The organism is Variovorax sp. YR752, assembly GCF_943372545.1.
In genome coordinates, this window is record NZ_CALRZC010000050.1 from 23,698 (window position 1) to 41,547 (window position 17,850).

Annotated in this window: 16 protein-coding genes and 1 pseudogene; 5 read left to right on the forward strand and 12 right to left on the reverse strand. The window is 69.9% G+C overall.

From position 1 onward, the window contains the following. Positions 1–148 precede the first annotated feature (148 nt). The gene (locus AAG801_RS14225; protein ID WP_341888956.1) at positions 149–1,447 is read left to right on the forward strand and encodes a c-type cytochrome; all 1,299 of its coding nucleotides are present in this window, start codon (positions 149–151) and stop codon (positions 1,445–1,447) included. 39 nt (positions 1,448–1,486) lie between these two features. Here the strand turns inward: AAG801_RS14225 and AAG801_RS14230 are convergent, their stop codons facing one another. The 4 genes from AAG801_RS14230 to AAG801_RS14245 all read right to left on the reverse strand — a co-directional run bounded on the left by AAG801_RS14230 (position 1,487) and on the right by AAG801_RS14245 (position 5,123). Continuing rightward, positions 1,487–2,152 carry a protein-L-isoaspartate(D-aspartate) O-methyltransferase gene (locus tag AAG801_RS14230; protein ID WP_341888957.1) on the reverse strand — a complete coding sequence of 222 codons (666 nt, stop codon included), beginning with the start codon at positions 2,150–2,152 and terminating at the stop codon, positions 1,487–1,489. After that, positions 2,149–3,120: an ABC transporter ATP-binding protein gene (locus AAG801_RS14235; protein ID WP_341888958.1), complete on the reverse strand. Its 972-nt coding sequence runs from the start codon at positions 3,118–3,120 to the stop codon at positions 2,149–2,151. Before AAG801_RS14235 ends, AAG801_RS14230 begins: the two co-directional genes overlap by 4 nt. Positions 3,121–3,172: 52 nt before the next feature. Continuing rightward, positions 3,173–4,006 carry an ABC transporter permease gene (locus tag AAG801_RS14240; RefSeq protein WP_341888959.1) on the reverse strand — a complete coding sequence of 278 codons (834 nt, stop codon included), beginning with the start codon at positions 4,004–4,006 and terminating at the stop codon, positions 3,173–3,175. 154 nt (positions 4,007–4,160) lie between these two features. Beyond that, the gene (locus AAG801_RS14245; protein ID WP_341888972.1) at positions 4,161–5,123 is read right to left on the reverse strand and encodes an ABC transporter permease; all 963 of its coding nucleotides are present in this window, start codon (positions 5,121–5,123) and stop codon (positions 4,161–4,163) included. Between the two features lie 98 nt (positions 5,124–5,221). Between AAG801_RS14245 and AAG801_RS14250 the strand changes: the two genes are divergently transcribed. Continuing rightward, entirely contained in the window at positions 5,222–6,124 is a 903-nt protein-coding gene (locus AAG801_RS14250) for a DUF4198 domain-containing protein (RefSeq protein ID WP_341888960.1), read from the forward strand. Here the strand turns inward: AAG801_RS14250 and AAG801_RS14255 are convergent. Both AAG801_RS14255 and AAG801_RS14260 read right to left on the reverse strand, forming a co-directional pair. Beyond that, positions 6,025–7,173 (reverse strand): HupE/UreJ family protein, encoded by a 1,149-nt coding sequence (locus AAG801_RS14255; protein WP_341888961.1) that lies wholly within the window; start codon positions 7,171–7,173, stop codon positions 6,025–6,027. The two genes, AAG801_RS14250 and AAG801_RS14255, sit on opposite strands and share 100 nt — an antisense overlap. Next, positions 7,170–8,345, reverse strand: coding sequence for a hypothetical protein (locus AAG801_RS14260; protein WP_341888962.1), 1,176 nt, complete (start codon positions 8,343–8,345; stop codon positions 7,170–7,172). Before AAG801_RS14260 ends, AAG801_RS14255 begins: the two co-directional genes overlap by 4 nt. Positions 8,346–8,522: 177 nt before the next feature. On the opposite strand from AAG801_RS14260, the gene AAG801_RS14265 reads away from it, so the two are divergent. Continuing rightward, entirely contained in the window at positions 8,523–8,711 is a 189-nt protein-coding gene (locus tag AAG801_RS14265; protein ID WP_341888963.1) for a hypothetical protein, read from the forward strand. A gap of 66 nt (positions 8,712–8,777) precedes the next feature. On the opposite strand, the gene mmsB is transcribed toward AAG801_RS14265, so the two are convergent. The 5 genes from mmsB to AAG801_RS14290 all read right to left on the reverse strand — a co-directional run bounded on the left by mmsB (position 8,778) and on the right by AAG801_RS14290 (position 15,366). Then, positions 8,778–9,971 carry a multiple monosaccharide ABC transporter permease gene (gene mmsB / locus AAG801_RS14270; protein WP_341888964.1) on the reverse strand — a complete coding sequence of 398 codons (1,194 nt, stop codon included), beginning with the start codon at positions 9,969–9,971 and terminating at the stop codon, positions 8,778–8,780. Positions 9,972–9,979: 8 nt separating this feature from the next. After that, positions 9,980–11,518 carry a multiple monosaccharide ABC transporter ATP-binding protein gene (mmsA, locus tag AAG801_RS14275; protein WP_341888965.1) on the reverse strand — a complete coding sequence of 513 codons (1,539 nt, stop codon included), beginning with the start codon at positions 11,516–11,518 and terminating at the stop codon, positions 9,980–9,982. 70 nt (positions 11,519–11,588) lie between these two features. Next, the gene (gene chvE, locus AAG801_RS14280; RefSeq protein WP_341888966.1) at positions 11,589–12,653 is read right to left on the reverse strand and encodes a multiple monosaccharide ABC transporter substrate-binding protein; all 1,065 of its coding nucleotides are present in this window, start codon (positions 12,651–12,653) and stop codon (positions 11,589–11,591) included. 83 nt (positions 12,654–12,736) lie between these two features. After that, positions 12,737–13,639, reverse strand: a complete 903-nt coding sequence (locus AAG801_RS14285; protein ID WP_341888967.1) for an SMP-30/gluconolactonase/LRE family protein — start codon at positions 13,637–13,639, stop codon at positions 12,737–12,739. 5 nt (positions 13,640–13,644) lie between these two features. Beyond that, positions 13,645–15,366, reverse strand: a complete 1,722-nt coding sequence (locus AAG801_RS14290; protein ID WP_341888968.1) for an IlvD/Edd family dehydratase — start codon at positions 15,364–15,366, stop codon at positions 13,645–13,647. Positions 15,367–15,451: 85 nt separating this feature from the next. Between AAG801_RS14290 and AAG801_RS14295 the strand changes: the two genes are divergently transcribed. Continuing rightward, positions 15,452–16,243 carry an SDR family oxidoreductase gene (locus AAG801_RS14295; RefSeq protein ID WP_341888969.1) on the forward strand — a complete coding sequence of 264 codons (792 nt, stop codon included), beginning with the start codon at positions 15,452–15,454 and terminating at the stop codon, positions 16,241–16,243. Between the two features lie 89 nt (positions 16,244–16,332). Here AAG801_RS14295 and AAG801_RS14300 read toward each other — a convergent pair whose 3' ends face one another. Continuing rightward, complete coding sequence (locus AAG801_RS14300; RefSeq protein ID WP_341888970.1) at positions 16,333–17,304, reverse strand: LysR family transcriptional regulator; 972 nt, start codon at positions 17,302–17,304, stop codon at positions 16,333–16,335. A gap of 115 nt (positions 17,305–17,419) precedes the next feature. Here AAG801_RS14300 and AAG801_RS14305 point away from each other — a divergent pair. Beyond that, positions 17,420–17,850, forward strand: a pseudogene (locus AAG801_RS14305) (FAH family protein); the annotation flags it as partial.

Here is a 17,850-nt window from a genome sequence, read left to right on the forward strand (position 1 = left end):
GTTCGTAAGGCGGCGTCGCCGGACGCCCTGCCGACGTTACCGAGGTAAGGGTGGTGGATACACATGGGAAAGCATCCCATGTTGATCGTATGGTCCGTGCGCCGGCCCTCGAGGCCTGGCTCCATCCATCCAGAAGAAGGGAACAAGCATGAATGCAAGGACATCGACGTCGTTGAAGTTGAGCGTGCTGAGCCTGGCCATCGCCGTGCTCGCCGGCTGCGGCGGCAGCAGCGGTGGCGAGGACGCCGCGACCGGTTCGGCCATCCAGGTCGAACAGAGCGCCAGCGCACTGCGCGTGACCGTGGCCGGCGACAGCAGTGGCGGCACGAGCCGCAGCGCCGAAACCGTGATGGCGCAGTCGCAGTACGCCTTCTCGGCCAATGTGACCGGCGGCACGCACGCGGGCACGACGATCGACGGGACGCTGATCCTCAAGACGGAACAGGAGGACGGCGTGACCGAGATCGAGGGCCGGCTGATGCCGAGCACCCAGCTGCAGCCGGCCGGCGCAGCGCCGGTCGATTCGGCGCAGGTCGCCGCCCTGCGCGAGCAGCTCGAGACTCGGCTCGACGCGTTGCGCACGGCCTATCGCGCCGACGTGGATGTGCTGCTGACGACGCTGCGTGCGGCGTTCGAGGCCGAAGGTCGTGACCACGGACTCACAGCCGCCCAGCGCGAGGCGCTGGATGCGTTCAAGGAAGCCTTCTCGGCGCGTGTGTCGCGCTATCAGGACGACGTGGCCGTGGTGACCGAGGACATCCGCACGCAGTTGCAGGCACTGGGCGCGACGCTGGCCGACAGGGGTTCGCGTGATGGTGACGATCACGACGACGACCGCGAGGGCATGCGCGGCTACCCGGTGAAGGGCACGATCGACGCGAACGGGCAGGTGACGCTGAAGATCCGCTACGGCAAGCGCTCCGCGGTGCTGGCCGCCGGCCAGGTGGCGGCCGATGGCAGCATCTCCGGCACCTTCACCGGCCCGGCAGGCGACGATGCCGGTACCTTCACGGCCACGGCGGCAGCCGGGACCCCGGCGCCTGCGCCCGCGCCCGCACCCGCACCCGCACCCGCACCCGCACCCGCACCCGCACCCGCACCCGCACCCGCACCCGCACCCGCACCCGCACCGGCACCGGCACCGGCACCTGCACCTGCACCTGCACCGGCACCGGCACCGGCACCGGCACCGGCACCGGCACCGGCACCGGCACCGGCACCGGCACCGGCACCGGTCGGCGATGTGGCCAGCGGCCAGACGCTGTATGCGTCCAACTGCAGCGGCTGCCACGGCATGGGCAAGGCGAGCGACACCAAGGCCAACACGGCGACCAAGCTGAGTTCCGTGCTGAACAACGTATCGACCCACACCAGTGCGGGCCTGAACACGCGCTTCAGCAACCAGCAGTTGCTCGACCTGGCGGCCTACATCGCCAGCCCGAAGTGACGACCTGAGGAGCAAGGACGGGGCAGCACCTGCCCCGTCTCACCGCCGTTCGCGGCCCCAGCCTTGCGCACCGGTCAGCGGCACGAAGCGCACGTCCATCAGCGTTTCCTCCCGCTCGTCGTGCGCGCCGCTGCGGGTCACGCGCACCAGCCGCTGGTGGCCTTCGCGCGCGCCCACCGGCATCACCAGCCGACCACCCATCGCGAGCTGCGCCTTCAGCGCGGCGGGCACCACAGGCCCGGCCGCAGTGACGACGATCGCGTCGTAGGGTGCTGCCGCGGGCCAGCCGAGCGAGCCATCGGCATGGTGCACGTGCACGTTATGTGCGCCCTGCGCGGCGAGTGTCGCTGCCGCCGTTTCGGCAAGTACAGCGATGCACTCGACCGTGTGCACCTCCTTCGCCAGTCGCCCGAGCACGGCCGCGGCGTAGCCCGAGCCGGTGCCGATCTCGAGCACGCGCTCGCTGCCCTGCAACTGCAGCGCCTCGGCCATGAAGGCCACGATGTAGGGCTGCGAGATCGTCTGGCCGGCTGCTATCGGCAAGGGGTTGTCGTCGAAGGCATGGCCGCGCCAGTCGGGTTCGACGAAGTCCTCCCGCGGCACCGCGCGCATCGCGGCGAGCACGCGCGGTTCGCTCACGCCGCGGGCTTCGATCTGCGTCGCGACCATCTCGTGGCGGCGAGCGCCCATGTCCGCGTGATTCACGCAACGACCTCCTCGATGCGGATGCAGCGCGCCAGGTGATCGGCACCGACCTCGACCGCCGGTGGCGCCGCGCGCCGGCAGGCGTCGATCACGCGCTCGCAGCGGTCCGCGAACGCGCAGCCCGTGCCCAGGTCGGCCAGTTCGGGCACACGGCCGGGGATGGTCGGCAGCCTGGTGCCGCGCGTGGCGCCGAGCCGCGGCCGCGCGGCGTGCAGGCCGCGGGTGTAGGGGTGCGCGCGGCGCGCGAACACCGCGCCGACCGGCCCCGACTCGGCCACCGCGCCGCCGTACATCACCATCACGCGCTGCACATGGCGCGCCATCACGCCGAGGTCGTGGCTGATCAGCAGCAACGCCATGCCGCTGCCGCGCACCAGCTCGTCGATCAGCATCAGCACCTCGTGCTGCAGCGTCACGTCCAGTGCGGTGGTCGGCTCGTCGGCGATCAGCAGTTCGGGGCCGCAGGCCAGCGCCATCGCGATCATCACGCGCTGCCGCTGGCCGCCGCTGAGCTGGTGCGGGTGGGCGTCGAGGCGCTTCGCGGCCTCGGGCAACTGAACGCGCTCGAGCAGGCGCAGCGCCTCGGCGCGCGCCGCTGCCCGGTCGAGGCCGCGATGCAGGCGCAGCGGCTCGGCCACCTGCGCGCCGACGGTGTGCAGCGGGTTCAGCGCCGTCATCGGCTCCTGGAAGATCATCGCGATGCGGTCGCCGCGCAGTTGCGCCATCGCGTCGTCGTCCAGCCCGACCAGCTCCGTTCCGTTGAGGCGGATGCTGCCCTCGACCTGCGCGCCTTCCGGCAGCAGGCCCATCAGCGCCAGCGCGGTCAGCGACTTGCCGCAGCCGCTCTCGCCGATCAGGCCGAGCTTGTCGCCGCGTTCCAGCGCGAACGACACCCCACGCAGCGCCGCCACCGGGCCGCGCGCGCTGGGCAGCACGACCCGTAGGTCACTGACCTCGAGCATCGCCATGGCGTGGCCGTCTCGTCATGCAGGCACGATAGCGCGATTCGCGCTCGCCGGGCTATCGCTGCCGCGCCAGCTTCGGGTCGAGCAGATCGCGCAGCCCGTCGCCCATCAGGTTCAGGCCGAGCACGCTGAGCACGATCGCCAGGCCCGGCCAGACGGCCAGCAGCGGCGCCTGGTACATCATGCTCTGGCCCTCGCCGAGCATGCGGCCCCAGCTCGGCGTCGGCGGCTGCGTGCCCAGGCCGAGGTAGCTCAGCGCCGCCTCGGCGAGGATGGCGATCGCGAAGCGGATCGTCGCCTGCACGATCAGCACCGAGGCGATGTTCGGCAGCACGTGCTCGAGCGTGATGCGCCAGCCGCTCTTGCCGCAGGCGCGGGCGGCGAGCACGTACTCGCGTGTCCACACCGTGGCGGCCGAGGCACGCGTGATGCGCGCGAACTCCGGGATGTTGAAGATGCCGATCGCGACGATGGCGGTCACCAGCCCCGGCCCGTAGACGGCGGTCAGCATGATGGCCGTGAGCAATGCGGGGAAGGCGATGGCGAAGTCGCTGGCGCGCATCACCAGCTCCTCCACCCAGCCGCGCCGCGCTGCGGCGAGCAGGCCGAGCGCGACGCCGGCGACGATGCCGATGCCCACGGCGATCAGGCCGACGGCGATCGAGGCGCGGGCGCCGACGATGAGCAGCGAGACGATGTCGCGCCCCAGGCTGTCGGTGCCCAGCCAGTGGGTGGCCGAGGGCGGCTGCAGCTTGTTGGGCACGTCGATCTCGGTGGCCGAGTGCGGTGTCCAGACGAAGGACAGCAGGGCCAGGCCGATCAGCAGCGCGACCAGAACGCCTCCGGCGACGAAGCTCGGGTGGCGGCGCGCGCGTCTCCAGAAGGTCATGACTGCCCCTCGGCCGACGTGGCCGTCGGCCGGTCCCCCGAGGGGAACGACGGCCGCGGCTCCATGCCCGCCTGCGCGGGCATGGACGGCCGGAGTGCCAGCCCCGTCTCGGGGCTGGCGGGGGCCGGCTTGGGAGCGGCCCGGCGCTCGGCCCTCATGCCCGCGCCACCTTCAGCCGCGGGTCGATCACCGCGTAGAGCAGGTCGACCACGAAGTTGATGGCGATCACCGTGGCCGCCAGCAGCATCACGATGTTCTGCACCAGCGGCAGGTCGCGGTTGCCGATCGCCTGGAAGACCAGGCGGCCGAGGCCGGGCAGCGAGAACACGTTCTCGATCACCACCGTGCCGGTGACCAGGTTGGCGAACTGCAGGCCCATCACGGTGACCACCGGCACCAGCGCGTTGCGCAGCACGTGGCCCCACAGCACCGCGCGGTGCGACAGGCCCTTGGCGCGGGCGGTGCGCACGAAGTCCTCGCGCAGCACGTCGAGCACGGCCGAGCGGGTAAAGCGCGCGAGGATGGCGGCCTGCACCACCGCCAGCGCGAACGCCGGCAGCAGCAGCGCGTGCAGGCCGTCCCACAGGCCACCGCCTTCGTCTTCCGTCCAGCCGGGGAATCCGCCGGCCGGGAACCAGGGCAGCTTCACCGCGAACAGCATCACCAGCAGGATGCCGAACCAGAAGCTCGGCACCGCGATGCCGAGCTGGCTGGCGGCCATCACGCCGAGATCGCCGGCGCGGTTGTGGCGCGAGGCCGCGTAGACGCCGGCGGCCAGCGCCAGCACCGTGCTCAGCAGCATCGCCAGCAGCGCCAGCGGCACGGTGACGCCCAGGCGCTCGCCGATCAGCCCGGCGATCGGCGTGTCGTAGGCATGGCTGAGCCCGAGCTCGAGCGTGAGCAGGCCGCCCAGCCAGGCCAGGTAGCGCTCGGGTGCCGGTCGGTCGAGGCCGAGCTTCTTCTCCAGCGCCTGCACGGCCTGCGGCGTCGCGCTCTCGCCCAGCATCACCTCGGCGGCGTTGCCCGGCAGCACGGTCAGCGCAGCGAACACGATCAACGAGGCCACGGCGAGCGTGAGCACGAAGCTGGCGAAGCGCTTGAGCAGGAAGAGGCTGATGGCGGCTCCTGGCCGGTGGACGGCGGCGATGATGCCCGAAAGCGGGCCGGGCGCAGCGCGCGTGCATCCGCAGCGTGCCCGGCTGCGTATGCCGGCGCATGCGCCACCTTCGACTCTCAGCCCTCGCCGCCGGCCTGATCGCGGCCGCGCCGGTTGCCGCCCACGACACCTGGTTCCAGGTCGAGGACCGAAACGCCGCCGGTTCGCGCACGCTGGCGCTGGGCACCGGCAACCGGTTTCCGCTGCAGGAGACGCCGATCGGCGCCGAGTACCTGGTCGCCTCGGGTTGCCGCGCCGGCGGTGGCGAGTTGCTGCCGCTCGAGCCGCTGCGCGTCGGCGAGCGGGCGCTGCTGCTGCGCACGCCGCCGGCGCACGCCGGCCTGAGCTGCTGGGCGCAATCGCAGCCCTTCGAGATCACGCTGGCGCCAGCGCTGGTCGAGGCCTACCTGAAGGAGATCGCCGCGCCGCCCTCGGTGCATGCGGCCTGGGCCGACATGCGCTCGCGCGGCATCGCCTGGACCGAGCGCTATGCGAAGCACGCGCGCATCGAGCTGCCGGGCACGCAGCTGCGCAGGGCGGCGGTCAGCAGCGGCATGGCGATGGACGCACGGCCGCTCGGCGAGGTGGGCGCCTGGCAGGTTGGCGACAGCGCCGGCTTCGAGGTGCTGCGCGATGGCCGGCCGCTGCCGGACTTCGCCGTCGAGTTCCGCCACGAGCGTGCGCCGGTCGGCGTGTGGCGCCGCACCGACGCGCAGGGCCGTGTCGAGATGCGCTTGCCGCTGCCCGGCCGCTGGGTGCTGCGTGGCACCGAGCTGCGCGCCGTTCCCGATACGCCCGGGCACTGGGAGAGCCGTTTCGTCACGCTGGCCTTCGAGGTGGCCGCACGCGAGAAGCCAGACACTCAGAACGGCATGAATTCCAGGCCGAACGCACGCTCCGTGAACCACAGCGCCGCCAGCAGCGCGATCGCCAGCGAACCGCCGCTGAACACCGCCCGCTGATAGAAGCGCGTGTCGCGCAGCGCGTAGGCCAGCGGCAGGAAGGCGATCACGATCGCCAGCTGGCCGAGCTCGACGCCGACGTTGAATCCGAACAGCGCCAGCGCCAGCGCGTCCTGCGGCAGGCCGAGGTCGGCCAGCACGCTGGCGAAGCCGAAGCCGTGCACCAGGCCGAAGCCGAAGGCCATCGCCCAGCGCCGGCCCTGGAACACCGGCCGCAGGTTGTTCAGCGCCGCCAGCACCACCGAGGCGGCGATGGTCGCCTCGACCAGCCGCGAGGGCAGCGCGACGAAGCCCAGCGTCGCCAGCGTCAGCGTGATCGAATGCGCCACCGTGAACGAGGTGACGATCTTCAGCACCTCGACGAAGGCGCCGCGGAAGCTCGCCGCCGGTTCCCAGCGCGCAGCGCGCCAGACCAGCACCGCCGGCAGCAGCAGCGAGAGCAGGAACAGGATGTGGTCGAAGCCGATCCAGATGTGCCACACACCCTCGCGCACATAGTCGGTGAACTGTTCCAGCCGGTCTGACTGCTTCAGTTCATAGACCGGGCTGGCGCTGTCCGGCCCGAGCACCGCGGTGCGGATGATGCCCTGCGCCTGCAGGCGCAGCAGGCCGCGGTGTTGCGGGTCGATGTCGGCGAACAGGCGGTAGCCGAGCGCGAGCTTCTGCGGCGGCGCCGGGCAGCCGACCTCGAAGCTCAGCACCGTGTAGGCGCCGTCGGTGTGCTGGTCGATCAGCTGCTCGCCGGCACGCGCCACGCAGGGCTGGCCGTCGCCGGTGATGGACAGGCGCGCGAGCGCGTAGGCGGCGATGTCGGCGTGGCGCACGCGCACTTCGCCCCAGGTGATCTCGCCGCTGCCGTCGGCATCCAGGCCGATGGCCACGTCGAGGTCGCGTAGCGCGATGTCCCACTGGCCGCGCAGCGTGCTGCCGTCCTGCGTCAGCGTCAGGTAGCTGTCGGAGGGCTTGTGGGCCAGCGCCGGTGTCGCTGCGCCGAGCAGCGTCGCCGCGGCAAGGCCGAGGGCCGCGACAGCTCGCTGCCAGCGGATCATGAGCGACCCTTCAGCTTCGCCGCGAGGGCGCGCAGCACCACGCTTTCGACGCGGTTGGCCTCCAGCCAGCGTTGCACCGGTTCGGCCGCGGCCGGGTCGCGCGCGGCGACCGCCGCTTCGAGCAGCACGCGCGCATCGGCAGGCTCGCGCTGCAGCGTGTAGTTGGTTCGTGCCAGTTCGAGCGCGCGCTTCGTGTCGCCGAGCACGGCGAGCGCGAAGCGGGCCTCTTCCTTCTGGTGAAGCGCGTCGCCGCGCAGCCGTGCTGCATCGAAGCGCGCCGTCAGCGCCTGCCGCCATTCGATCGCCTTCGGCGAGGTGACCGCCTTGCCGGCGATCGCCAGGCGCAGCAGCAGCAGGTCGGAGCGCTCCTTGCCCTGCAGCCGCTCGATCACCTCGGCGGCGCGGCCGCGGTCGAGCAGGAAGTCGGCATAGGCGGATTCCAGGTACACGTCCGGCAAACCGAGTGCCAGCGCCTCGCGGAAGGCTGCCTCGGCTTCGACATGGCGGCCGCGGTGCAGCTCGATCTCGGCCAGCCGCGTCAGTGCCCACAGCCGCAGGGCCGCGTCGGCAGAAGGTGCGGAACGCAGGGCCGTTCGCAGTCCATCGGCGGCCGGGCCGGCGCGCCCGGTCAGCGCATCGACCTGCGCACGGCAGGCGGCGCCGACCAGCGGCTCGGCCAGTGCGGCGAGTCGTTCGCAGGCCTGGCGCGCGGCCGGATAGTCCGCCTGCACGAGGAGGATCGCCACCTGCCACGAGCGTGCCTCGGCGTTGGCTGGATCGGCCGCGATGACGGCGGCGAGATCGGCCAGCGCCGCGTCGAACTCGTGGCCGTACTGGCGCAGCACCGCGCGCAGCACCCGCACCTCGGCCGGCGGATCGGGCTGCGTCCACCACGGCGCCAGCGCCGCCTGTGCGTAGCCGACGTAACGCGGGTCACCCTCGGCGCCGGCCTCCTCGACGTAGCGGCGCGCGAGACGCACCGCCGCGCCCGGGTCGTCCGGCGCAGCACGCCACTGCTCGCGCAGGGCGCGCAACTCGCGCTGGCGCGGATCGGCCGCGCGCGCCGGCAAGCGCTCCAGCACCTGCTGGTCGGAACTCGGGACGAAGGGGGCGGCGTTGGCAGTCGCGGGAAGGGCGCACGCGGCGAGCGCGGCAAGAACGAATCGATACACCGGTGACGACATGAGTGAAGCGCAACAGTATCCGGTCAATTCATTCACCGGCCGCATCGTGCGGTCACAATCCGCGCCGGCCGGCGGTCAACCGCTGAGCGGCCGTCGCGTTTCGGGAAGGCCGGGGCTGAACCCGTTCCCGGAACCGACTTCAAACCCACTACAGAAAGCATTCCCATGAGCAAGACTCTCGCGACCCTGATCACCGCCCTGTTCGCCGCCGTGGCCTTCAACGCGCAAGCCGGCTCGCACGCCGGTGGCGCCCCGATGAAGGCCAGCGAGCCGGCCGCCAAGGCCAGCGCTGCCAAGAAGGCCGAGAAGAAGGAAATGAAGAAGGAAATGAAGAAGGAAGAAGCGAAGAAGTAATTCTTCGCAGGCTTCTACGCCGGAGCGGCTGCAGCGGATGCAGCCGCTCTTTTCTTTTCCGGGCGGCTACTTCTTCTTGTTGTAGACGTCGACGCAGACCGCGGCCAGCAGCACCAGGCCCTTGATGACCTGCTGGTAGTCGATGCCGATGCCGAGGATGGACATGCCGTTGTTCATCACGCCCATGACGAAGGCGCCGATCACCGCACCCATCACACGGCCGACGCCGCCCGAGGCCGAGGCGCCGCCGATGAAGCAGGCGGCGATGACGTCGAGCTCGAAGCCCAGCCCGGCCTTCGGCGTCGCGGTGTTCAGCCGCGCGGCGAACACCAGCCCGGCCAGCGCCGCCAGCACGCCCATGTTGACGAAGGTGAGGAAGGCCAGCCGCTCGGTGCGGATGCCCGACAGCCGTGCCGCCTTCTCGTTGCCGCCGAGCGCGTAGATGCGCCGGCCGATCGTCGTGCGCGTGGTCACGAAGTCGTAGGCGACCATCAGCACGAACATGATGATCAGCACGTTGGGCAGGCCCTTGTAGGTGGCCAGCAGCCAGGACAGCGCGACGATGATCGCGGCGAACACCGCGTTGCGCGCCGCGAACAGGCTCGTCGGTTCGGTGTCCATGCCGTGCAGCTGCTGGTTGCTGCGTGCGCGCCAGGCCATCACCACCATCGCCAGCGCGACCAGCACACCCAGCAGCAGCGAGGTCAGGCGCAGCTCGGTGCCGCCGAACCAGTCGGGGATGAAGCCCGAACTGAGCTTCTGGAAGGTCTCGGGGAAGGGCCCGACCGACTGGCCATTGAGCAGCGCCAGCGCCAGGCCCTTGAACACCAGCATGCCGGCCAGCGTGACGATGAACGAGGGGATGTGGAAGTAGGCGACGAACCAGCCCTGCGCCGCGCCGATCAGCCCGCCGACGATGAGGCAGACGACCGTCGCCGGCACGAAATGCCATTCGTAGTTGACCATCAGCACCGCCGCCAGCGCGCCGACGAAGCCGCACACCGAGCCGACCGACAGGTCGATGTGGCCGGCCACGATCACCAGCAGCATGCCCAGCGCCATGATGATGATGTAGCTGTTCTGCAGCACCAGGTTCGTGAGGTTCAGCGGCTGCAGCAGCGTGCCGTCGGTCATGACCTGGAAGAAGATCATGATCGCCACGAGCGACAGCAGCATGCCGTACTCGCGCAGGTTCTGCTTCAGGAAGTGGCCGGCGCGCCCGCCCGCCGCGCCGCCTTGCTGCTGGATCGTCTGTTCCATGGTGCCTCTCAGGTCCCGGCCTTCACGATCGCGCGCATGATCTTCTCCTGCGAGGCGTCGTCGGCATCGAACTCGGCGACGAACTCGCCTTCGTTCATCACGTAGATGCGATCGCACATGCCCAGCAACTCCGGCATCTCCGAGGAGATCATCAGGATGCTGCGGCCTTCCTCGGCCAGGCGGGCGATCAGCGTGTAGATCTCGAACTTGGCGCCAACGTCGATGCCGCGTGTCGGCTCGTCGAGGATGAGCAGCGTCGGGTCGGCGAACAGCCACTTGGCCAGCACCACCTTCTGCTGGTTGCCGCCGGACAGATTGACCACCGGCTGATGCACGCCGGCACAGCGTGTGGCCAGGCGCTGGCGGTACTCGGTGGCGACGGCGAACTCGCGGCCTTCGTCGATCACGCCTCGCTTCGAGACGCCACCGAGGTGGGCCAGCGTGGTGTTGTGGGCAATGCTGTCGTCGAGCACCAGGCCGAGCGACTTGCGGTCTTCGGTCACGTAGGCGATGCCGTGCGCGACGGCCTTGCCGACGCTGCCCGTGTCGATGTCGCGGCCATTCATTCGCACCGTGCCGCTGATGCGGTGGCCGTAGCTGCGTCCGAACACGCTCATCGCCAGCTCGGTGCGGCCGGCACCCATCAGCCCGGCGATGCCGACGATCTCGCCCTTCTTCACCTGCAGGTTGACGCCCTTGACCACCTCGCGGTCGTGGTGCAGCGGGTGGAAGACGCGCCAGTCGCGCAGCTCGAACACCGTCTCGCCGATCTTCGGCGTGTGCTTGGGGTAGCGGTCGGCCATCTCGCGGCCGACCATCGCGCGGATGATCAGGTCTTCGCTGGCCGGCCCCTCGCGGCAGTCGATCGTCGTGATCGTCGAGCCATCGCGCAGCACGGTGATGGCGTCGGCCACCTTGGCGATCTCGTTGAGCTTGTGCGAGATCAGGATGCAGGCGATGCCGTGCGACTTCAGCTCCAGCAGCAGCTCGAGCAGGGCGTCGCTGTCGCTCTCGTTCAGGCTCGCCGTCGGCTCGTCGAGGATCAGCAGCTTGACCTCCTTGGCCAGCGCCTTGGCGATCTCGACCAGCTGCTGCTTGCCGACGCCGATGTCGGTGATCAGCGTGGCGGGCGATTCCTTCAGCCCGACCTTGGACAGCAGCTCGCGGGTGCGGCGGTGCGCCAGCGTCCAGTCGATCACGCCGTACTTCGCCGGCTCGTTGCCGAGGAACATGTTCTCGGCGATCGACAGCAGCGGCACCAGCGCCAGCTCCTGGTGGATGATGATGATGCCGAGTTGTTCGCTGTCGTGGATGCCGGAGAAGCGCCGCTCCTGGCCCTGGTAGCGGATCTCGCCCACGTACTCCGGGTGCGGGTAGACGCCGGACAGCACCTTCATCAGCGTCGACTTGCCGGCGCCGTTCTCGCCGACGACGGCATGGATCTCGCCGGCGCGAACGCTGAGGTTCACGTCGGACAGCGCGGTCACGCCATGAAAGCGCTTGGTGATGCCGCGCATCTCGAGCAAGGCGTCCACGGTGTCTCCCATGGCGGACGATGATGCATGGAAGAAGGTCCCGCGTCAGCGGGACCTTCACGGAGAAAGGCCGCGCGGGGCCTTACTTCAGCTGGCTTTCCTTGTAGTAGCCACTGTCGACCAGCACCTTCTTCCAGTTGCTCGAATCGACCGCCACCGGCTTGAGCAGGTAGCTGGGCACCACCTTGACGCCGTTGTTGTAGGTCTTGGTGTCGTTGATCTCGGGCTGCTTGCCGGCCAGCACCGCGTCGACCAGATTGGCGGTGACGCGGGCGAGGTCGCGCGTGTCCTTGAACACGGTGGAGTACTGCTCGCCCTTGAGCATCGACTTGACCGACGGGATCTCGGCGTCCTGGCCGCTGACGATCGGGCAGGGCTGCGCCGCCGTGCAGTAGCCGACGCCCTTCAGCGACGACAGGATGCCGATCGACAGGCCGTCGTACGGCGACAGCACGGCGTGAACCTTGTCCTTGCCGTAGAAGGCCGACAGCAGGTTGTCCATGCGCGCCTGCGCGACCGCGCCGTCCCAGCGCAGCGTGCCGACCTTGTCCATGCCCATCTGCTTGCTGCGCACGACCAGCTTGCCGCTGTCGATGTGGGGCTTGAGCACCGACATCGCGCCGTCGTAGAAGAAGAAGGCGTTGTTGTCGTCGGGCGAGCCGCCGAACAGCTCGATGTTGAACGGGCCCTTGCCGGCCTTCAGGCCGAGCTTGTCGACGATCGAGCCGGCCTGCAGCACGCCGACCTGGAAGTTGTCGAAGGTGGTGTAGTAGTCGACGTTCTTCGAGCCGCGGATCAGGCGGTCGTAGGCGATGACCTTGACGCCCTTGTCAGCCGCCTTTTGCAGTGCGCCGGACAACGTGGTGCCATCGATGGCGGCGATCACCAGGACCTTGACGCCCTTGGTGATCATGTTCTCCACCTGCGCCAGCTGGTTCGGAATGTCGTCGTCGGCGTACTGCAGGTCGGTCTTGTAGCCCTTCTCCTTGAACACCTTGACCATGTTGTCGCCGTCGGCGATCCAGCGCGCCGAGGACTTGGTCGGCATCGAGATGCCCACCGCGCCCTTGTCCTGCGCGGCGGCGGGAAGCATCCAGGTGGTGGCTGCCAGGCCCAGGGTGGCCAGCAGGGTGGTTCTGCGTTGCATGTGGTGTCTCCTTGTCGTGTTCGAGTGTTGTGGGTCATGTCGGCCGCCGCACCGCTCGACTCGGCGCGGCAGCCCGGGTCATCTCATCCGTCGAAGCGATTGGCAGGCAGACCGGTCGCGTCGGTCTCGACCGCGAACAGCGCACCGGCCAGCGGCTGCGCCGCCAGCTTCTCGGCGCTCAGCTCGAAGCGTGCGCTGGTGATGAAGAGTGTCTTCAGGTCCGGTCCGCCGAAGGCGACGTTGGTGATGTGGTCCGTGGGCAGCTCAACGCGCGCCAGCTCGGCGCCGCTGACAGGGTCGTGGCAGCTCACGCAGGCGGCGCCCCAGTGAGCGATCCAGAGCCGGCCATCGGCGTCGGTGGTCATGCCGTCGGGATAGCCGTCGCCCTTGGCGAAGACGAGGAACTCGCGCGAGGCGCCGACCGTGCCGGCCAGCGGGTCGAACGCGTAGGCGCGCACGCTCTTGTTCACCGTGTCGTTGAAGAACATCGTGCTGCCATCGAGTGACCAGGTCGGACCGTTGGTGACCACGAAGCCGGCATCGAGCGCACGCATGCAGTGGCCGGGGCCGTCGAAGCGGTACAGCGCCCCGCTCGGCTCGCGGATGGCGAAGTCCATCGTGCCGCCCCAGAAGCGGCCCTGCGCATCGCACTTGCCGTCGTTGAAGCGATTGCCCGGGCGCTCGGGCTCGGGTTCGTCCAGGCGCTGCAGCGTGCCATCGGCCGGATCGAAGAAGGCGAAGCCGCGGCGCAGCGTGATCGCCAGGCCCGGGCCGCGCGTGCGCTCGGCGACGGCCGAGATGGTGTCGGGCAGGGTCCAGCTGCGCTGTTCGCCGCTGGCCGGGGTGAAGCGATGCAGGCGATGCTCGAGGATGTCGACCCAGTACAGCGCGCGTTCGCGCGGCGACCAGCAGGTGCCTTCGCCCAGCGTGGCGCCGGCCGCCCAGACGCAGCGGGCGGTGCCGATCGAGGGGGCGGTGATCGCCATCGGCCTCAGTGCGAGTCGCGCGGAACCGGCGCGCCACTGCCGCCGACCAGGAAGTCGAGGTCGGCGCCGAGGTGGGCTTGCTGCACGTGGTCCACGTAGAGCTTGTACCACCCGCGCTTCGGTGCCTCGGGGGCCTGCCAGTCGGCGCGGCGGCGCGCCAGCTCCGCGTCACTGACTTCCAGGTGCAGGCGGCGCGCGGCGACGTCGAGCTCGATCATGTCGCCGCTCTTCACCAGCGCCAGCGGCCCGCCGGCGGCGGCCTCGGGCGAGGTGTGCAGCACCACGGTGCCGTAGGCGGTGCCGCTCATGCGGGCGTCGCTGATGCGGACCATGTCGGTGATGCCCTTGCGCAAGACCTTCGGCGGCAGCGGCATGTTGCCGACCTCGGCCATGCCGGGGTAGCCCTTGGGGCCGCAGTTCTTCAGCACCAGGATGCAGGTCTCATCGACGTCGAGGGCCTCGTCGTCGATGCGGGTGTGGAAGTCCTCGATGGTCTCGAACACCACCGCGCGGCCGCGGTGCCTGAGCAGGTGCTCGCTGGCCGCCGAGGGCTTGATGACCGCACCGTCCGGCGCCAGGTTGCCGCGCAGCACGGCGATGCCGGCGGCCGGCTTGAACGGCTGCTCGAAAGGTTTGATGACCTCGCGGTTCCAGCACGGCGCCTCGGCGCTGTTCTCGCCGATGGTCTTGCCGTTGACGGTGAGCGCGTCGAGGTGCAGCAGGTGGCGGATCTCCTTCAGCACCGCCGGCAGCCCGCCAGCGTAGAAGAAGTCCTCCATCAGGAAGCGACCGGAAGGCTGCAGGTCGACCAGGCAGGGGATCTGCGAGCCGAGTTGGTCCCAGTCGTCGAGCTTGAGCTCCACGCCCATGCGGCCGGCCACCGCCAGCAGGTGGATCACCGCGTTGGTCGAGCCGCCGATCGCCGCATTGGCGCGAATCGCGTTCTCAAAGGCGGCGCGCGTCAGGATCTTCGACATGCGCAGGTCGTCCTTGACCATTTCGACGATGCGCCGGCCGGTCATCTGCGCGAGTCGGTTGCGCCGTGTGTCGGCGGCGGGAATCGCCGCGTTCTCCGGCAGCGCCATGCCCAGCGCCTCGACCATCGAGGCCATCGTCGAGGCCGTGCCCATGGTCATGCAACTGCCCTTGCTGCGGTGCATGCACGACTCGGCTTCGGTGAACTCGTCCATCGTCATCTCGCCTGCGCGCACCATCTCGCTCATCTGCCACACGCCGGTGCCCGAGCCGATGTCCTTGCCGCGGAACTTGCCGTTGAGCATCGGCCCGCCGGACAGGCCGATGGTCGGCAGGTCGCAACTGGCCGCGCCCATCAGCAGCGCCGGCGTGGTCTTGTCGCAACCCATCAGCAGCACCACGCCGTCGATCGGGTTGCCGCGGATGCTCTCTTCGACGTCCATGCTGGCGAGGTTGCGGAACAGCATCGCGGTCGGGCGCAGCTGCGTCTCGCCGAGCGACATGACCGGGAACTCGAGCGGGAAGCCACCAGCCTCGTAGACGCCGCGCTTGACGAACTCGGCCAGCTCGCGGAAGTGGCCGTTGCACGGCGTCAGCTCGCTCCAGGTGTTGCAGATGCCGATCACCGGGCGGCCGTCGAGAAGGTCGTGCGGGTAGCCCTGGTTCTTCAGCCAGCTGCGGTGCACGAAGCCGTCACGGTCCTGCCGCCCGAACCAGGCCTGGCTGCGGCGGACGGGTTTCTTCGGATCCATGACGAGTTTCTCCAGGGGCGGCTTGACGCGCCGGATGCTATCGCTCCACACTGATGCTTGAAAAATAACTGAATAGCTATCTGACATGTCAAAGTCGATATCACAGGCGCGATCGAGCTCGGCACGCTATCCCAGCCTGCAGGGCCGGGCAGTGTTCGTGACCGGCGGTGGCTCGGGCATCGGCGAGGCGATCGTCGAGGCCTTCGCGGCGCAGGGCGCCCGGGTCGCCTTCATCGACATCGCCGCCGAGGCGAGCGCCGCCCTGGCTGCGCGCCTGGAAGCCCAGGGTCGCGGCCGGCCGTGGTGGCGCGCCTGCGACGTGACCGACGTGGCCGCACTGCAGGCGGCGATCGCCGACGCCGCGAAGGAGCTCGGCGACTTCCATGCGCTGGTCAACAACGTCGCCAGCGACGACCGCCACACGCTGGCCTCGATCACGCCGGCCTACTACGACGAGCGCATCGCCATCAACCAGCGCGCAGCGCTGTTCGCGATGCAGGCGGTGGCGCCGGGCATGCAGCGCCTGGGCGGCGGGGCCATCGTCAACCTCGGCTCGATCGGCTGGCAGATCAAGTCGGCCGAATACCCCTGCTACGCGGTCTCCAAGTCGGCGGTCAACGGGCTCACGCGCGGCACCGCCGCCTCGCTCGGCCGCGATCGCATCCGCGTCAACACGGTGACGCCGGGCTGGGTGATGACCGAGCGGCAGAAGCGGCTGTGGGTCACGCCCGAAGGCGAGGCCGAGATCGACCGCAACCAGTGCCTGCCGGACCGGCTGCAGCCGCAGGACATCGCGGCGATGGTGCTGTTCCTCGTGTCGGACGACGCGAAGATGTGCACGGCCCAGGAGTTCGTGGTGGACGGTGGCTGGAGGTAGATGGAGCACCCGGCTCCCGGACTGCCGGGAGCCACCCGCCGAGCGGGTTGCGCGGCCGCCTTGGGAGCGGCCCGGCGCCGGCCGCGTGTTCACTCCAGCCCGGTCAGATCCAGCTCCGCCCCGTAGACCGTCAGCGCCGCCGACTTGATCGCGCGCAGCATCACCTTCGCCGCCGGCGAGAGCAGCCGGTCGGTGCGGGTGATCAGGCCGAAGGCGTCCATCTTGCACGGCAGCGCGATCGGCAGGATCGCCACCATGCCGTGCTGCGCGTAGTAGCGCGCCACGTCGGTGGCGATCACCGCCAGCGCCTCGCTGCCCTGCAGCATCTTGGTGACGAACAGCAGCGCGGTGGTCTCGATCAGGTCGGCCGGCGCCTCCAGGCCGTCTTCCTGGAACATCAGCTCGAAGCGATGGCGCAGCACGCTGCCCGGCGGTGGCACGATCCAGGCCTGGCCGACCACGTCGCGCAGCGTCAGCCGCGGTTGCGCCAGCAGCGGGTGGCCGGGCCGCGTGATCACGCTGACCGGCTCCTCGACCAGCGCCTCGTAGCGCAGGTCGGTCTTGTCGTGGCGCTCGAACAGGCGGCCGACCGCCATGTCGAGCTTGCCCTGCGCCAGGCGCTCCATCAGCACGTCGCTGGTCTCGATGGCCAGTTGCACGCGCAGGCTGGGGTGCTGCTGCTTGACCATCGCCACCGCCGCCGGCAGCAGGTTCAGCCCCGGCGTCGTGATCGCGCCGACGCTGACCTGGCCGAAGCGCCCGGCCTTCAGCGCCTCGATCTCGTCCTGCGCCTGCGAGAGACTGGCCAGCGCCATGCGCGCGTGGCGGATCATCGTCTCGCCGTACCAGGTGGCGCGCATGCCGCGCGGCAGCCGGTCGAACAGCGGCACGCCGAGCATCTCCTCCAGCTCCTTGAGCAGCTTGGAGGCGGCCGGCTGCGTCATGTTCAGCACCTGCGCGGCGCGGTGGATGTTGCCCTCCTCCTCTAGCGCCATCAGCAGCAGCAACTGGCGCGTCTTCAGGCGCGCGCGGATGAACCAGTGGGTGTAGTTGGTGGCCATGCGATCTCGGATCGTATATGTCAAAGCGCCGAAAATCTATTGGATCGTTATCGGTCGTCTCTTTAGCATGCGGCAGCCAACAGATTGCGGACCCACCGCAGCGTGGGGAGACGCCATGCGATTCATCCAGTACCTCGACGACGACGGCAACCAGCGCGTCGGCTGCACCAGCACCGATGCCGGCCGGGTGCGCCGGCTCGACGGCACCGCCACGCTGCTCGCGCTGGCGCAGGCCGCCTTCGACCACGGCCGCACGCTGGTGCACATGGCCGAAGCCCGGCTGGGCGCGCTGGAAGTGACACCGATGGCGCGGCTGCTCGATGGCTTGCGCGTGCTCACCCCGCTGATGCACGACGACCCGGCGCATTGCCTGGTCAGCGGCACCGGTCTGACCCACCTGGGCAGCGCGGCCACACGCGACGCCATGCACCACAAGCTCGGCGCGCAGGGCGGGGAGTCGCTGTCCGACTCGATGCGCATGTTCAAGTGGGGCCTCGATCGTGGCCGCCCGCCGCACGGCGAGGCGGGCGTGCAGCCCGAGTGGTT

Excerpts from the sequence above, each read along its gene's own strand:
- AAG801_RS14225 (WP_341888956.1), top strand. The coding sequence starts at position 149 with ATGAATGCAAGGACATCGACGTCGTTGAAGTTGAGCGTGCTGAGCCTG.
- AAG801_RS14235 (WP_341888958.1), bottom strand. The coding sequence starts at position 3,120 with ATGGCGATGCTCGAGGTCAGTGACCTACGGGTCGTGCTGCCCAGCGCG.
- AAG801_RS14240 (WP_341888959.1), bottom strand. The coding sequence starts at position 4,006 with ATGACCTTCTGGAGACGCGCGCGCCGCCACCCGAGCTTCGTCGCCGGA.
- AAG801_RS14250 (WP_341888960.1), top strand. The coding sequence starts at position 5,222 with ATGCGCCACCTTCGACTCTCAGCCCTCGCCGCCGGCCTGATCGCGGCC.
- AAG801_RS14255 (WP_341888961.1), bottom strand. The coding sequence starts at position 7,173 with ATGATCCGCTGGCAGCGAGCTGTCGCGGCCCTCGGCCTTGCCGCGGCG.
- AAG801_RS14265 (WP_341888963.1), top strand. The coding sequence starts at position 8,523 with ATGAGCAAGACTCTCGCGACCCTGATCACCGCCCTGTTCGCCGCCGTG.
- mmsB (WP_341888964.1), bottom strand. The coding sequence starts at position 9,971 with ATGGAACAGACGATCCAGCAGCAAGGCGGCGCGGCGGGCGGGCGCGCC.
- mmsA (WP_341888965.1), bottom strand. The coding sequence starts at position 11,518 with ATGGGAGACACCGTGGACGCCTTGCTCGAGATGCGCGGCATCACCAAG.
- chvE (WP_341888966.1), bottom strand. The coding sequence starts at position 12,653 with ATGCAACGCAGAACCACCCTGCTGGCCACCCTGGGCCTGGCAGCCACC.
- AAG801_RS14285 (WP_341888967.1), bottom strand. The coding sequence starts at position 13,639 with ATGGCGATCACCGCCCCCTCGATCGGCACCGCCCGCTGCGTCTGGGCG.
- AAG801_RS14290 (WP_341888968.1), bottom strand. The coding sequence starts at position 15,366 with ATGGATCCGAAGAAACCCGTCCGCCGCAGCCAGGCCTGGTTCGGGCGG.
- AAG801_RS14295 (WP_341888969.1), top strand. The coding sequence starts at position 15,452 with ATGTCAAAGTCGATATCACAGGCGCGATCGAGCTCGGCACGCTATCCC.
- AAG801_RS14300 (WP_341888970.1), bottom strand. The coding sequence starts at position 17,304 with ATGGCCACCAACTACACCCACTGGTTCATCCGCGCGCGCCTGAAGACG.